Here is a 13,572-nt window from a genome sequence, read left to right on the forward strand (position 1 = left end):
TTCTGATCGTTGTTCTTCCCGGGCGCGTCGACTCATCCAGGTACAAGCTGGAACTCTCCCTGCCCCGCGCCCCGGAGGACAGCCCATGAGCAACGCGCCCCTCGCCTCAGGCGCCGAAGGCCCCGACGCCCTACGGCCGTTGCTCGACACCGTCCTCGACGCGCTGGGCACCGGACGCCGCGCACGAGGCGGACCGTTCCCCGCGGGCGGCCCCGACGCGGTCGCCGCCCGCCTCCGGGACGCCGTGGGGGACGTACTCCCCGAAGACGGCGACCCGACCGCCCTGCGCACCCTCGTGCACGCCCTCGCCGAGGGCGCCGCCGACCCCGCCGACCCGTTGTGCGCGGCACACCTGCACTGCCCGCCGCTCGCCGTCGCCACCGCCGCCGACCTCGCCGTCAGCGCGCTCAACCCCTCCCTCGACTCCTGGGACCAGGCCCCCGCCGCCTCCGCCCTCGAAGCCCTCGTCACCCGCACCCTCGCCCACGAGATCGGCCTCGCCGACGCCCTCGTCACCAGCGGCGGCACCGAAGCCAACCAACTCGCCCTGCTGCTCGCCCGCGAAGCCCACAGCGGCACCGTGCAGTTGGTCTGCGGAAGCAACGCCCACCACTCCCTGCCCCGCGCCGCCTGGCTCCTCGGCCTGCCCGACCCCGTCGTCGTCCCCGCACCCGCCGGCACCCTCGACCCCGCCGCCCTCGACGAAGCCCTCACCGCACTGCCCGGCCCCCGCGGCTCCGTCCTCGTCGCCGCCACCGCCGGCACCACCGACGCCGGCCTCATCGACCCGCTCCCCGAGATCGCCGGCCTCTGCGCCGCCCACGGCGCCCGCCTCCACATCGACGCCGCCTACGGCGGAGGCCTCGCCTTCAGCGACCGCCACCGCGACAAACTCGCCGGCCTCGACCGCGCCCACACCGTCACCCTCGACCTGCACAAACTCGGCTGGCAACCCGTCGCCGCCGGCCTCCTCGCCGTACGCCACCCCCGCGACCTCGCCGCCCTCACCCAGCGCGCCGACTACCTCAACGCCGACGACGACACCGAAGCAGGCCTCCCCGACCTCCTCGGCCGCTCCCTGCGCACCACCCGACGCCCCGACGTCCTCAAACTCGCCGTCACCCTGAAAACCCTCGGCCGCACCGGACTCGGCACCCTCGTCGACCAAGTCTGCGCCCGCGCACGGGAGTTCGCCGCCATGGTCCACAACCACCCCGGCTTCGAGCTCTACGACCCACCCGTCATCAGCACCGTCCTGTTCCGGCCCGCCGAAGCCACCGACGAAGCCGTGGCCGCCGTACGCAGGCAACTCCTCCACGACGGACGGGCCGTCCTCGGCCGGGCCGCGCTCGACGGCAGGCTCTGGCTCAAGGCCACCCTCCTCAACCCCCACACCCGGCCCGACGACCTGGCCGCCCTCCTGAAACTGGTGGAAGGACACACCCCCCGATGAGCCACCCCCCGACGGGTCACCCCCAGACCCCCAACCCCCCACGCCACGAACCCGATCCACCCCGCGACCTGGTCGGCATCGGCATCGGCCCCTTCAACCTCTCGCTGGCCGCGCTCGCCCACCCGCTCACCGAACTCGACACCGTCTTCTACGAACAGCGCCCCGGCTTCGACTGGCACCCGGGTCTGCTCATCGACGGCGCGACCGTCCAGGTCCCGTTCCTGGCCGACCTGGTGACCCTCGCCGACCCCGCCAGCCCCTGGTCCTTCCTCAACTACCTGCGGGCCCGCGACCGGCTCTTCCCCTTCTACTTCGCCGAGCGCTTCCACATCCAGCGCGCCGAGTACGACGCCTACTGCCGCTGGGTCGCCGACAGCCTCCCCGGACTCCACTTCGGCCACCAGGTCGACGCCGTCCGCTTCAACCCCGAACGCGACGTCTTCGAGGTCGACTTCACCCAGCTCGACAGCGACGGAGAGGCCGAGGCGCTGGGCCGGACGTACACCAAGAACATCGTCCTCGGCGTCGGCACCGCCCCCTACGTCCCCGACCCGCTCAAACCCCTCGTCGAGGCCCCCGGCGTCCCCGTCATCCACGCCGCCGACTACCTCGCCCACCGCGAAACGTTTCTCGCCGCCGAGCACATCACCGTCATCGGCTCCGGACAGACCGGCGCCGAGGTCTTCCTCGACCTGCTCCGCAACCGCCCCGCAGGACACGAGAAACTCCACTGGATCGGCCGCAGCGAGGCCTTCGCCCCCATGGAGTACTCCAAACTCGGCCTGGAGCACTTCACCCCCGACTACACCCGCTACTTCCACGCCCTCGCCGAACCCGTCCGCGACCGCCTGGTCAGCTCACAGTGGCAGCTCCACAAGGGCATCGACGCCGACACCATCGCCACCATCCACGACGAGCTCTACCGCCGTACGATGCACGGCGGTTGGCCCGACGCCGTCCTCACCCCCGGCGTCCGCGTCCGCACGGCGGGCAGGATCGCGACCACCAAGGTCGAACTCCACCTGGAACACGTCCAGCAGAACACCCGCTCCCGCCTCACCACCGACGCCGTCGTCCTCGCCACCGGCTACCGCGAACGCCCCCTCGGCCGCATCCTCGCCGGACTCGACCCCTACCTCCGCCGCGACAGCGCCGAACGCCCGCGCGTCGACGAACAGTTCAGGCTCGTCCTCGACCCCTCCGTCACCGGCGCCGGCTGCCACGTCTACGTCCAGAACGCCGAACTCCACACCCACGGCGTCGGCGCCCCCGACCTCGGCCTCGCCGCCTGGCGCAGCGCCACCATCCTCAACTCCCTCACCGGCAAAGAGCCTTACCCCCTGCCGGGCCGAACCGCCTTCACGACCTTCGGGCTCGACCCTCAGCCGCAGATCCCCCCGGCCCGGCAGGCCCGGACCCTCACCCCGCTCGTCGAAGGCAGGTGAAAAACGGAGAGTAAAAATAGCGCAAGGGGAGGAAGACGTCCGACGACAGCGGCGTTGGGCCCGCCATGACAACGACGTGGATCGCAGCCCACCGCTCCGCCGTCCTCAGCCCCCACGAGGACTTCCACCTCTTCGAACCCCGCACCTTCACCGACCAGACCGTACGGCAGTACCTGCGCCTGGCCGGAGGGGGCGACGCCCTCCGGGTCAGGCTCAGCAACCGCTACGGCAAGGAGCCCCTGGACATCGGCGGCGCCCACCTCGCCACCCGCACCCGGGGCGGCGGCATCGACCCCGTCACCGACACCCCGCTGACCTTCTCAGGCGCCCCGACCGCCGTGATCCCCGTCGGCGAAGAGCTCCTCAGCGACCCCGTCGAACGGCCCGCGCACGCGGGCGAGGAGCTCGTCCTCAGCCTCTATCTGCCGGGCGACACCGGACCGACCACCTACTCCGCCGTCGCCCACGACACCGGACACGTCGTCCCCGGCAACCAGCTCTCCGCCGAAGTCCTCGACGACGCCGAAGAGCTGACGACAAGTCACCTCCTCGCCGGCGTCGACGTCCTCGCGCCCGCCGGCACCCGCATCGCCGTCGCCTTCGGGGACTCATGGGTCGAGGGCGCGTCCACCACCCCCGGCGCCGACAACAGCTTCCCCGCACAGCTCAGCCGCCGCCTCACCCGCGGCTGGATCGTCAACCAGGGCATCTCCGGCAACCGGCTCCTCACCGACGAGGCCGGCGAACACCTCCTGGCCCGACTCGAACACGACGTCCTGGACGTGCCCGGCGTCAGCCACGTCCTGATCCACGCCGGCCTCAACGACATCGGCCTGCCCGGCGCCCAGTCCTTCCCCGAACCCCCGACCGGCGCCCCGACCGCCGAGGACCTCATCGCGGGCTTCACCGCCCTCGCCGACCGCCTCCACGCCGCCGGACTCATCGCCATCGGGGGCACCCTCGGACCGTACGAAGGCACCATCTACGACGGCGTCGACACCCCGCAGGGCCAGGCCACCCGCCGCCGCGTCAACGACTGGCTGCTCGGCGCGGACCAGCCCTTCGACGCCGTCGTGGACATCGCCGCCGCCGTCGCCGACCCGGCCCGACCCACCCGGATCCGCGCCGAGTTCAACGCCGGCGACGGCCTCCACGTCAACGACGCCGGCGCGAAAGCCATCGCCGACGCCGTCGACACGACCCTGCTCACGCTCTAGAACACCGGCGTCCCGTTCCGCGTCAACTTCCAGTCCACCGACGCGAATTCGGCCGGATCCAGCACACCCTTCGCGGTCACCCACTCCGCGATCCGCGTCCGGATCTCCGTCGACTCCGACCACACCTCGGTCGCCGACGCCACATGCGGGAACGCACCGCCGCCGTTCGCCCGGTAGTTGTTCACCGCCAGCACGAACTGCTGCGCGTCGTCCAGCGCGGCACCGTTGTAGGTGAGGTTCTTGATCCGCGACCCCGCCGCCTGCGCGATGTCGATGTCGTACGAGAACCCGGACACGTAGTCGTAGTTGTAGTCCGGACGGCCGTTCGCGTTCGTCAACTTCTCCGTGTCCACAGCCGCGTCGGCGGCCGTCTGCACGAAGTACTCCGCCGAGTACTCCAGATACGCCCGCACCTGAGCACCCGTCAGCAGCTTCGCGACGAGCGTGTTGTCGTACACGTACAGCCCCGACAGATCCCGGATCGTCACGTTGCCCGCCGGGATCTCAGACGTCCGCGAGAACGGCGACGCCTGCGCGATCACCGGCAGCGACGCATACGACGTCCCCGCCAACGCCGCCTTCACCACGTCCTCCTGGACCTTGGTGATCAGGTCGATGATCGGCGCGTCCTTGTACCGCGCGTCCACCGTCGTCAGCGTCGCCGTCGCCGTACCGACCACCTGGTTGACGTACTCCACGACCAGCGCGTGCTCGTCCTTCAGCAAGCGCGTGATCTTCGGATCGTCCGCGACCGTCTTCGCGTCCCGCAGCGAGGCCGCCACCGACTCGACCGCCCAACGCCCCTTCTCGAAGACCAACTCGAAGTCGAACACGCTCAACCGCTCGGCGTAGCACAGCGGTTCGGACAGCACGACCGTCTTCCCCGTCGCCGTGTTCGTGACCTTCAACTCCGGGATCTCCACATGCGCGTGACCGACGAGGATCGCGTCGATCCCGGGCACCTGCTGCGCGACCAGCGCCGCCGAGTTCTCCACGTACGGCAGCTGATCACCGTACGACGACGTCCCCGACGACCCCGAATGCGCCGACACCACGACGACATCCGCCCCCATCGACCGCAGCTTCGGCACCCACTTCGCCGCCTGCTCCTCAAGACCCGGGAACGTCAACTTCCCCTGCACGTACGCCTTGTCCCAGATCGCGATCCCCGGGTTCGTCAACCCCAGCACCGCCACCTTCACCGGCGGCGCACCCGGCACCTGGAACTTCTTGATGAAGTACGGCGGGAACGCCGGCTTCAGCGTCTTCGCGTCCAGCGCGTTCGCCCCGAGCAGCGGGAAACGGCACTGGTCCTCGAACTTCCGCAGCGTCTCGATGCCGTAGTTGAACTCGTGGTTGCCCAGCGCCGCCGCGTCGTACCCGATCGCGTTCATCGCCTGCGCCATCGGATGCACCGGACCACCCTTCGCGGTGATCGGATCCACCTTCGCGAAGTAGTACGTCAGCGGAGTGCCCTGGATCGTGTCGCCCGCGTCCAGCAGCAGCGTGTTCCGCCGCCCCTTCTCCTGCCGGATCTGGTTCACCAGCGTCGACACCCGCGCCAGACCCATCGCGTTGCCCTTGGCGTCCGCGTACTCCGCGTCCTTGAAGTAGTCCCAGTTGAAGACATGCCCGTGCAGGTCCGTGGTGCCCATGACGGTCAGCGAGTACCGCTTCGGGTGCTTGCCCGGCTTCTTCTTCTCCGCGGCCTGCGCCGCCGGAGCCGCCGCCGCACCGGCCAGCGCCACCCCCGCACCCGTCACGGCGGACTTCTTCAGGAACTTCCGGCGGTTCAAGGGCATGTCTGGATCTCCTCGGGAAACGGTCAACAACGCGCGTAGATTCTTACTCGCTTCTTACCGGAAGCGACAGGCTCCGCAGGTTTCGATCTGATGACCAGAAGACGCCACAACTGACAGAGTGGGACGTATGACCACCCCCACCCAGGACGACCCCCAACCCGCCGTCCCCTACGGCACCCCCGACGCCCCCCGCATCGCCGTCCGCGGCGAAGCCCGCCTCGAAGTCGACCCCGAGATCGCCCGCATCGGCATCACCGTCGCCGCCCGCGGCACCGACCGCCGCACCGCCCTCGACGACCTCACCCGCCGCAACGCCACCGTCCTCGACCTCGTCAAAAGCTACGGCGAAGCCGTCGAACGCCTCGAAACCGGCGGCTTCTCCATCACCCCCGAACTCACCAAACACGGCCGAGGCGAACGCGTCCACCGCTACCACGGCAGAGTCCACATCACCGCCGAACTCACCGACTTCACCACCCTCGGCGAACTCACCACCCGCCTCGCCGACCTCGAACTCACCCGCGTCGACGGCCCCTGGTGGGCCCTCCGACCCGACTCACCCGTCCACCGCCAGGCCCGCCAGCAAGCCGTACGCGAAGCCGTCCAACGCGCCCGCGAATACGCCGAAGCACTCGGCACCACCCTCGCCGCCCTCGTGGAACTCGCCGACATCGGCGCCGAGAACGCCGAAACCTACGCGGCACCCCAGCGCCGTATGCGCTCCATGTCCCTCGCCGGCGCAGCCGCCGAGGACACCACCGCCGCACCCCTCGACCTCGAACCCCAACGGCAACACGTCTACGCCCAGGTCAACGCCCGCTTCACCATGGCACCCCCGAGCCTGTAACCGGAGATCCCAATTCACCGATTCGAAACGCTCATTGGAGCACCCCACCGCACATTCAAGCCTTGTCAATAACCCTTCACCCAAAGGTTGTTGAGTAGTCATGCACGGCCAATTCCCTACCCACCGGTAAGGCCTACGCTCAAACCATGCGCCGAGCAAAAATCGTCTGTACATTGGGCCCCGCCACCGACTCGTACGACCAGATCAAAGCCCTGGTCGAAGCCGGAATGGACGTAGCCCGCTTCAACCTCAGCCACGGCACCCACGCCGAACACGAGGAGCGCTTCCAGCGCGTCCGAAAGGCCTCCGAAGAGACCGGCCGCAGCATCGGAATGCTCGCCGACCTTCAAGGCCCGAAGATCCGACTCGGCCGATTCACCGAAGGCCCCGTACTCCTTGAACGCGGAGACACCTTCACCATCACCGTCGAAGCAGGCGCCAAAGGCGACCGCCAGTCCTGCGGCACCACCTACGCCGGCCTCGCCACCGACGTCACCCCCGGCGAACGCGTCCTCGTCGACGACGGCAAGGTCTGCCTCGAAGTCACCTCCGTCGACGGCCCCCGCGTCCACACCAAGGTCGTCGAAGGCGGCATGGTCTCCGACCACAAGGGCCTCAACCTCCCCGGCGTCTCCGTCTCCGTCCCCGCCCTCTCCGACAAGGACGAGGACGACCTCCGCTGGGCGCTGCGCTCCGGCTTCGACGTCATCGCCCTCTCCTTCGTCCGCAGCGGCAAGGACATCGACGACGTCCACCGCATCATGGACGAGGAAGGCCACCGCCTCCCCGTCATCGCCAAGGTGGAGAAGCCCCAGGCGGTCGAGGCCATCGACGACATCGTCGCCGCCTTCGACGGCATCATGGTCGCCCGCGGCGACCTCGGCGTCGAAATGCCCCTCGAACAGGTCCCGATCGTCCAGAAGCGCGCGATCAAACTGGCCAAGCGCAACGCCAAGCCGGTCATCGTCGCCACCCAGATGCTCGACTCGATGATCGAGAACTCCCGCCCCACCAGGGCGGAAGCCTCCGATGTGGCGAACGCCGTCATCGACGGCACGGACGCGGTGATGCTCTCCGGCGAGACCAGCGTCGGCAACTACCCCATCGCGACCGTCACCACCATGGCCCGCATCGTCGAAGCGGCGGAGGAAGACATCCTCGCCAAGGGCCTGCCCCCACTGACCGAACGCAACAAGCCCCGCACCCAGGGCGGCGCGGTGGCCCGGGCCGCCGCCGAGATGGGCGACTTCCTCGGCGCGAAGTACCTGGTGGCCTTCACCCAATCCGGCGACACGGTACGGCGGTTGTCGCGCTACAGGTCCCCCATCCCCGTGATGGCCTTCACCCCCGACCCGGCCACCCGCGCCCAACTCACCCTCACCTGGGGCGTGGAGACCATCCTCGGCCCCCATGTCGACTCCACCGACGCGATGGTCGACCAGGTCGACGACCTCCTCCTCAAGTACGGCCGCTGCCAGAAGGGCGACATCGTCGTCATCACGGCGGGTTCACCGCCCGGAGTGGCCGGCTCGACTAACCTCGTCCGCGTGCACCATGTCGGCGAGGACGACAGTCCCAAGTAGCGGCGGGGGGTCAGTGTTTGGGGCCTACATGCGTGTCCATGAGGGCTACTGAGGCTTTGCGGGCGACGGAGATGTTCTGGGCGTTCGCCTGTTTCCAGCTGACGCCGACTTTGTCGAGGGTGTCGGTGTAGAGCTGCCTGATATCCGTCGAGAGGTTGGTGAAGAAGTACCGGGGGTATTCGTAGCGCTTGCACGCACCCGCGATTGTGCGGGTCGTCCAGTTGGTGATACGGCAGCCGTCGGAGTGGATGAGACCCCGGATGAATTCCCAGGGGTGAGCGTCGACGATTTCCTGCTGCCAGGGTTCGAGGGCGATACGGCGCTCGTGCTTCTTGCCGGGGGCGTGCTGGGGAAACAGGTCGGGCCAGTGCCGGAAGTAGCTGGTGACCATCGCGTAGCCCTCCTTCTGGAGTGCGTGGACGCCGATGCCCGGGCGCACCTTCGTGATGGCCTCGCGGCACAGTTGCAGGAGCCCTGGCCATGCGTCGGCGCACGCGATCCTAAGGTAGTGGCCGGTGCCACGAGGGTGGGGGCTGATGCAGCCGTCGCCGAGGTACAGGCCCAGGAGATAGGCGTAGGCGTGATTGTCGGCAGGTGGCCCGGGTGCCGGAGCCGTGATGCCGGGCAGGGGTTCGAGGCGGTCCCGCCAGGAGCGGATCGCGGCGCGTGAGATACCGGTCTCGCGACTCACGGAGTTGAGGCTGCGCCCCTGTTCGAGCAGCGCGAGGGCTCGCTTGCGTGTGCTGATGTCGTACATGTGCATACTCTGTGAGAGTGATCGCGATGACACGCAGCAGAAAGCGGAGGTTCACGCGAACGTGAACCTCCGCTTAAATGTCAGCCTTCGATTTGAAGGAAAAGTACCCCGAGTCGGATTCGAACCGACGCTTGATGGGTTTTGAATCCATTGCCTCTACCGCTGGGCTACCGGGGCCCCTTTGAAACGAAGGTCAGCAGTCTCCCGCTGTGCCCCTACCTTATCGCAGCTAGGTAGGCTCTTGCTCAGCACTACCCCCGTGCCCTGAACGAGGAGCCCCCGTGACCGCCCCCGAGTCGCCCCAGCCCGTAGACGCGCCCGACGACGACAAGTCGCACGTGCCTCCGCTGACGACCCGTGTCGTCATCGCCGAGGACGAGGCCCTGATTCGGCTCGATCTCAAAGAGATGCTCGAAGAAGAGGGGTACACCGTCGTCGGTGAGGCCGGTGACGGTGAGCAGGCCGTCGAGCTGGCCCGTGAGCACAAGCCCGACCTCGTGATCCTCGACGTGAAGATGCCCAAGCTGGACGGTATCTCCGCGGCCGAGAAGATCGCCGAGGAGGGCATCGCGCCGGTGCTGATGCTCACCGCCTTCTCGCAGCGCGACCTCGTCGAGCGGGCCCGGGACGCCGGTGCGATGGCGTACCTGGTGAAGCCGTTCAGCAAGAGCGATGTCGTGCCCGCGATCGAGATGGCCGTATCGCGTTTCACCGAGCTGAAGCAGCTGGAGCAGGAGGTCGCCGACCTCACGCTGCGGCTGGAGACCCGCAAGCTGGTCGACCGTGCGAAGTCGATCCTGCAGACCGAGTACGGACTGTCCGAGCCGGCCGCGTTCCGGTGGATCCAGAAGACGTCGATGGACCGCCGGATGTCGATGCAGCAGGTCGCCGAGGCGGTCATCCAGGACGCGGACGAGAAGAAGTCCTCGAAGGGCTGACACCCGCGACGGTACGTACGACGAGGCCCGCCGCCCCCGAAGCCGGGGGCGCGGGCCTCGTCGTAGCGGACCGACCGGAAGACGGGGACTCAGTCCTCGCCGAGGTACGCCTTCCGTACCGACTCGTCGTGCAGCAGGTCCTCGCCCGTGCCGGAGAGGACGATGTTGCCGACCTCCATGACGTGGCCCTGGTCGGCGAGCGACAAGGCTGCCTGGGCGTTCTGTTCGACCAGGAGGATCGTCGTGCCGGACGCCTTGAGCTCCACGATCGTCGCCATGATCTTCTGCATCATGATCGGGGAGAGGCCCATGGACGGCTCGTCCAGCATGAGCAGTTTCGGCTGGGACATGAGCGCGCGGCCCATGGCCAGCATCTGCTGCTCGCCGCCGGAGAGGGTTCCCGCGGCCTGCTTCTGACGTTCGCCGAGGATCGGGAAGAGGTCGTAGGCGCGCTGGATGTCCTTCTCGATGCCTGCGTTGTCCTTGCGGAGGAAGGCGCCGAGCTGGAGGTTCTCCGCGATGGTGAGGCGGGGGAAGATGTGCCGGCCTTCGGGGGAGTGGGCCAGGCCGAGGGCGACGATCTTGTGGGCGGGGACGCTGTTGAGCGGCTTGCCGTCGAAGGTGATCTTGCCGCCGGAGGGCTGGAGCAGGCCCGAGAGGGTGCGCAGGGTCGTGGTCTTGCCGGCGCCGTTGGTGCCGATGAGGGTGACGACCTGGCCGGCCTCGACGCTGAAGGAGATGCCCTTGACGGCTTCGATCTTGCCGTAGGAGACCCTGAGGTCCTCGACCTCCAGTAGTGCGGTCACTGGGCTTCTCCCTTGGTGCTGGTGGTGCTCTCCGGTTCCGTCGCGGGCGGGGTGGTGTCCTCGGGTGTGCCTTCGAACGGTTCGCCGAGGTAGGCGGCGACGACGCGTTCGTCGGCCTGGACGACGTCGGAGGTGCCTTCGACGAGTTTTTCGCCCTGGACGAGGACGGCGACGCGGTCGCAGAGGTTGAAGATGAAGCGCATGTCGTGCTCGATGACGAGGACGGCGATGCCCTTGTCGCGGATCGCGAAGACCAACTCTTCGGTGGCGCGCGTCTCTTGGGGGTTCATGCCGGCCGTCGGCTCGTCCAGGAGGAGCAGGCCCGGCTCGGACGCGAGAGCGCGGGCGATCTCCAGCTTGCGCTGTTCGCCGTAGGGGAGGTTGCGTGCCAGGTGGTCGCGCTTGTGGGCGAGGCCGATGAACTCCAGGAGTTCCATGGCGCGTTCTTCGCTGGCCTTTTCGGCCTTCTTGAAGCCGGGGCCGCGCAGGAGGGCGGACCAGAGGCCTTCCTTGGTGCGGGTGTGGCGGCCGACGAGGACGTTTTCCAGGACCGTCATGTTGGCGAACAGGCGGATGTTCTGGAAGGTGCGGGCGATGCCGGCCTTGGTGACCAGGTGGGGCTTCGGGGGAAGCACCGTGCCCTGGTAGGAGACCGTGCCCTCGGTGGGGACGTAGAGGCCGGTGAGGCAGTTGAAGAAGGTGGTCTTGCCGGCGCCGTTGGGGCCGATGAGGCCTACGATCTCGCCGGCGTTGACGGTGAAGTCGACGGAGCGGACGGCGGTGAGGCCGCCGAAGCGCATGGTGACGTCACGGGCTTCGAGTACTGGTGTCGTCATGGCTCTCTACGCCCCTGCCTTGGTGATGGCCGGTTCGTCGGTCAGGGTCGTGGTGTCCGGTACGTCGAGCTGGCCGGTCTCGTGGAATTCGAGCTGGCGTCGGCGGTTGGGGATGATTCCTTCGGGGCGGAAGCGCATCAGGAGGATGAGCGCGATGCCGAAGGCGAGGAGTGACTTGTCCTGGAGGGCGACGAGCTTCTCCGGGAGCAGGTAGAGCAGGGCGGCGCCGAGGAAGGGTCCGGAGACGGTGCCCATGCCGCCGAGGACGACGGCGGCGAGGAGGAACGCGGAGTTGGGCGGGGCCGCTCCGGCGAACTGGTACGGGGTGGGCACGACGCTGTAGGTGACGTGGGCGCTGACGGTGCCGGCGAGGCCGGCGAGGGTGGCGCCGAGGGCGAAGGCGATGAGTTTGACGCGGAAGCCGTTGATGCCCATGGCGGTGGCGGCGGTCTCGTCCTCGCGGATGGCGATCCAGGAGCGGCCGATGCGGGAGTCGGAGGCGCGGCGGTAGATCGTGATCACGAGGGCCATGATCAGGACCATCAGCAGGTAGTAGTTGGCGAACCGGCCGATGGTGAATCCGGCGATGTCGTGGGTGTCCCCGAAGTTGAAGCCGAAGAACGACAGGTCGGGGATGGCCGGGATGCCGTTGGGGCCGTTGGTGATGTCGGGGCCGGAGACGCCGTCCATGTTGTTGACGGCGATGCGGAAGATCTCTCCGAAGCCGAGGGTGACGATGGCGAGGTAGTCGCCGCGCAACCGCAGGGTGGGGGCGCCGATGAGGACGCCGAAGATCAGGCTGGCGGCGGCGCCGGTGAGGGCGGCGGCCCAGAAGGGGAACTGGATGTTCGAGAACTTGGAGAACTCGGAGCCGGAGACCAGGGCGGCGGTGTAGGCGCCGACGCCGAGGAAGGCGACGTAGCCGAGGTCGAGGAGTCCGGCGAGGCCGACGACGATGTTGAGGCCGAGGGCGACGGTGCCGAAGATGAGGATGTTGACGCCGAGGTTGGCGTAGTGGTCGTTGGTCTGGGTGAAGGGGAAGCCGATCGCGGCGACGAAGCCCATGGCGAGGGCGAAGCTGCGGTTGGTGGCGGTGAGGTGGCTGAACCGGTCGAAGAGGCCGGCGCTGTGCAGGGCCCAGGAGGTGAAGACGACGACGATGAGGAAGCCGACGAAGAGTTGGTCCTCGGCGTCGATGCCATAGGCGAAGACGGTGAGGCCGAGGGCGGCGACGATCGTGATGATCAGTCGCTGGACCCAGGGGGCGGTGGGCGCGGCGGCGGGGATGGAGTCGGGCTTGCCGATGTAGGCGTTGAGGAACCTGACGCCGGCGAGGACGAGTCGCCACCGGGAGCGGCCGTGGGCGGCGAGGTAGTCGCTGGAGGCTTTCTTCGCCTTGCGGGTCGAGTCTTCGCCGGCGGGCAGGGCGAAGGCGCCGATGACCGTGGCGAGGGAGGCGACGGCCGCGATGTACGCGCCGGGTTCGAGGTTGACGACTCCGCCGAGTTTCACGGCGATCGCGATGACCGTGTACCAGGTGGTGGCGAAGACGCCGAGTGCGGCGAGGAGGGTGGGTCCGGTGGCGCCGGCGGGGGTGAGCCAGCCGAGGCCGCGGATGCCGTATCCGGCGAGGGCGAAGAGGGCTACGAGGATGCCGCCCACGACGGTGAGCCACTGGAGGCCACCGGGGTAGCCGTAGACCGTGAGGTCGCCGGGGAAGTCGGAGGTCCACGTCCAGGCGAGGAACGCGGAGACGACGGTGGCGATGCCGCCGCCGAGGGTGAGGGCGCGGGCCGCCGCGGCCGGCAGTGGGATGAGGCCCTGGTGCGCGGTGGCGGGGGCGTCGGAGGGCGGGGTGGCCGGAGTCTTGGTCGTCTCGGTCATGTGA

Annotated in this window: 11 protein-coding genes and 1 tRNA gene; 6 read left to right on the forward strand and 6 right to left on the reverse strand. The window is 68.7% G+C overall.

Annotated elements, in window-relative coordinates; genetic code table 11:
- Nucleotides 1-85: 85 nt before the first annotated feature.
- The 3 genes from OC490_RS23575 (at nucleotide 86) to OC490_RS23585 (ending at nucleotide 4,115) form a co-directional block, all read left to right on the forward strand.
- Nucleotides 86-1,453, forward strand: a complete 1,368-nt coding sequence (locus tag OC490_RS23575; protein WP_262059969.1) for a pyridoxal phosphate-dependent decarboxylase family protein — start codon at nucleotides 86-88, stop codon at nucleotides 1,451-1,453.
- Nucleotides 1,450-2,898 carry a lysine N(6)-hydroxylase/L-ornithine N(5)-oxygenase family protein gene (locus tag OC490_RS23580; protein WP_262059970.1) on the forward strand — a complete coding sequence of 483 codons (1,449 nt, stop codon included), beginning with the start codon at nucleotides 1,450-1,452 and terminating at the stop codon, nucleotides 2,896-2,898. Before OC490_RS23575 ends, OC490_RS23580 begins: the two co-directional genes overlap by 4 nt.
- A gap of 65 nt (nucleotides 2,899-2,963) precedes the next feature.
- The gene (locus OC490_RS23585; RefSeq protein WP_262059971.1) at nucleotides 2,964-4,115 is read left to right on the forward strand and encodes a GDSL-type esterase/lipase family protein; all 1,152 of its coding nucleotides are present in this window, start codon (nucleotides 2,964-2,966) and stop codon (nucleotides 4,113-4,115) included.
- Here the strand turns inward: OC490_RS23585 and OC490_RS23590 are convergent.
- The gene (locus tag OC490_RS23590; protein ID WP_262059972.1) at nucleotides 4,112-5,917 is read right to left on the reverse strand and encodes a bifunctional metallophosphatase/5'-nucleotidase; all 1,806 of its coding nucleotides are present in this window, start codon (nucleotides 5,915-5,917) and stop codon (nucleotides 4,112-4,114) included. The genes OC490_RS23585 and OC490_RS23590 overlap by 4 nt on opposite strands.
- Before the next feature lie 127 nt (nucleotides 5,918-6,044).
- On the opposite strand from OC490_RS23590, the gene OC490_RS23595 reads away from it, so the two are divergent.
- Both OC490_RS23595 and pyk read left to right on the forward strand, forming a co-directional pair.
- Nucleotides 6,045-6,764, forward strand: a complete 720-nt coding sequence (locus tag OC490_RS23595) for an SIMPL domain-containing protein (RefSeq protein ID WP_262059973.1) — start codon at nucleotides 6,045-6,047, stop codon at nucleotides 6,762-6,764.
- A gap of 146 nt (nucleotides 6,765-6,910) precedes the next feature.
- On the forward strand, nucleotides 6,911-8,347 hold the full coding sequence (gene pyk / locus OC490_RS23600; protein ID WP_262059974.1) for a pyruvate kinase: 1,437 nt from the start codon (nucleotides 6,911-6,913) through the stop codon (nucleotides 8,345-8,347).
- Between the two features lie 10 nt (nucleotides 8,348-8,357).
- On the opposite strand, the gene OC490_RS23605 is transcribed toward pyk, so the two are convergent.
- Both OC490_RS23605 and OC490_RS23610 read right to left on the reverse strand, forming a co-directional pair.
- On the reverse strand, nucleotides 8,358-9,104 hold the full coding sequence (locus OC490_RS23605; RefSeq protein ID WP_262059975.1) for a helix-turn-helix domain-containing protein: 747 nt from the start codon (nucleotides 9,102-9,104) through the stop codon (nucleotides 8,358-8,360).
- Nucleotides 9,105-9,208: 104 nt separating this feature from the next.
- Nucleotides 9,209-9,281, reverse strand: a tRNA-Leu gene (locus OC490_RS23610).
- A gap of 104 nt (nucleotides 9,282-9,385) precedes the next feature.
- On the opposite strand from OC490_RS23610, the gene OC490_RS23615 reads away from it, so the two are divergent.
- Nucleotides 9,386-10,042, forward strand: coding sequence for an ANTAR domain-containing response regulator (locus OC490_RS23615; RefSeq protein ID WP_019062225.1), 657 nt, complete (start codon nucleotides 9,386-9,388; stop codon nucleotides 10,040-10,042).
- Nucleotides 10,043-10,131: 89 nt separating this feature from the next.
- Here OC490_RS23615 and OC490_RS23620 read toward each other — a convergent pair whose 3' ends face one another.
- The 3 genes from OC490_RS23620 to OC490_RS23630 are packed head-to-tail and all read right to left on the reverse strand — an operon-like array spanning nucleotide 10,132 to nucleotide 13,568.
- On the reverse strand, nucleotides 10,132-10,848 hold the full coding sequence (locus tag OC490_RS23620; RefSeq protein ID WP_262059976.1) for an ABC transporter ATP-binding protein: 717 nt from the start codon (nucleotides 10,846-10,848) through the stop codon (nucleotides 10,132-10,134).
- Nucleotides 10,845-11,684 (reverse strand): ABC transporter ATP-binding protein, encoded by an 840-nt coding sequence (locus tag OC490_RS23625; protein WP_262059977.1) that lies wholly within the window; start codon nucleotides 11,682-11,684, stop codon nucleotides 10,845-10,847. Before OC490_RS23625 ends, OC490_RS23620 begins: the two co-directional genes overlap by 4 nt.
- A 6-nt stretch (nucleotides 11,685-11,690) precedes the next feature.
- Complete coding sequence (locus OC490_RS23630) at nucleotides 11,691-13,568, reverse strand: branched-chain amino acid ABC transporter permease (RefSeq protein ID WP_262059978.1); 1,878 nt, start codon at nucleotides 13,566-13,568, stop codon at nucleotides 11,691-11,693.
- Nucleotides 13,569-13,572 lie beyond the last annotated feature (4 nt).

The sequence above is a fragment of the Streptomyces sp. STR69 genome (assembly GCF_024519455.1).
Lineage (GTDB): Bacteria > Actinomycetota > Actinomycetes > Streptomycetales > Streptomycetaceae > Streptomyces.

Coding starts and splice junctions, on each gene's coding strand:
- OC490_RS23605 (WP_262059975.1), bottom strand. CDS start 9,104: ATGTACGACATCAGCACACGCAAGCGAGCCCTCGCGCTGCTCGAACAG.
- OC490_RS23630 (WP_262059978.1), bottom strand. CDS start 13,568: ATGACCGAGACGACCAAGACTCCGGCCACCCCGCCCTCCGACGCCCCC.
- OC490_RS23595 (WP_262059973.1), top strand. CDS start 6,045: ATGACCACCCCCACCCAGGACGACCCCCAACCCGCCGTCCCCTACGGC.
- pyk (WP_262059974.1), top strand. CDS start 6,911: ATGCGCCGAGCAAAAATCGTCTGTACATTGGGCCCCGCCACCGACTCG.
- OC490_RS23625 (WP_262059977.1), bottom strand. CDS start 11,684: ATGACGACACCAGTACTCGAAGCCCGTGACGTCACCATGCGCTTCGGC.
- OC490_RS23590 (WP_262059972.1), bottom strand. CDS start 5,917: ATGCCCTTGAACCGCCGGAAGTTCCTGAAGAAGTCCGCCGTGACGGGT.
- OC490_RS23575 (WP_262059969.1), top strand. CDS start 86: ATGAGCAACGCGCCCCTCGCCTCAGGCGCCGAAGGCCCCGACGCCCTA.
- OC490_RS23585 (WP_262059971.1), top strand. CDS start 2,964: ATGACAACGACGTGGATCGCAGCCCACCGCTCCGCCGTCCTCAGCCCC.
- OC490_RS23580 (WP_262059970.1), top strand. CDS start 1,450: ATGAGCCACCCCCCGACGGGTCACCCCCAGACCCCCAACCCCCCACGC.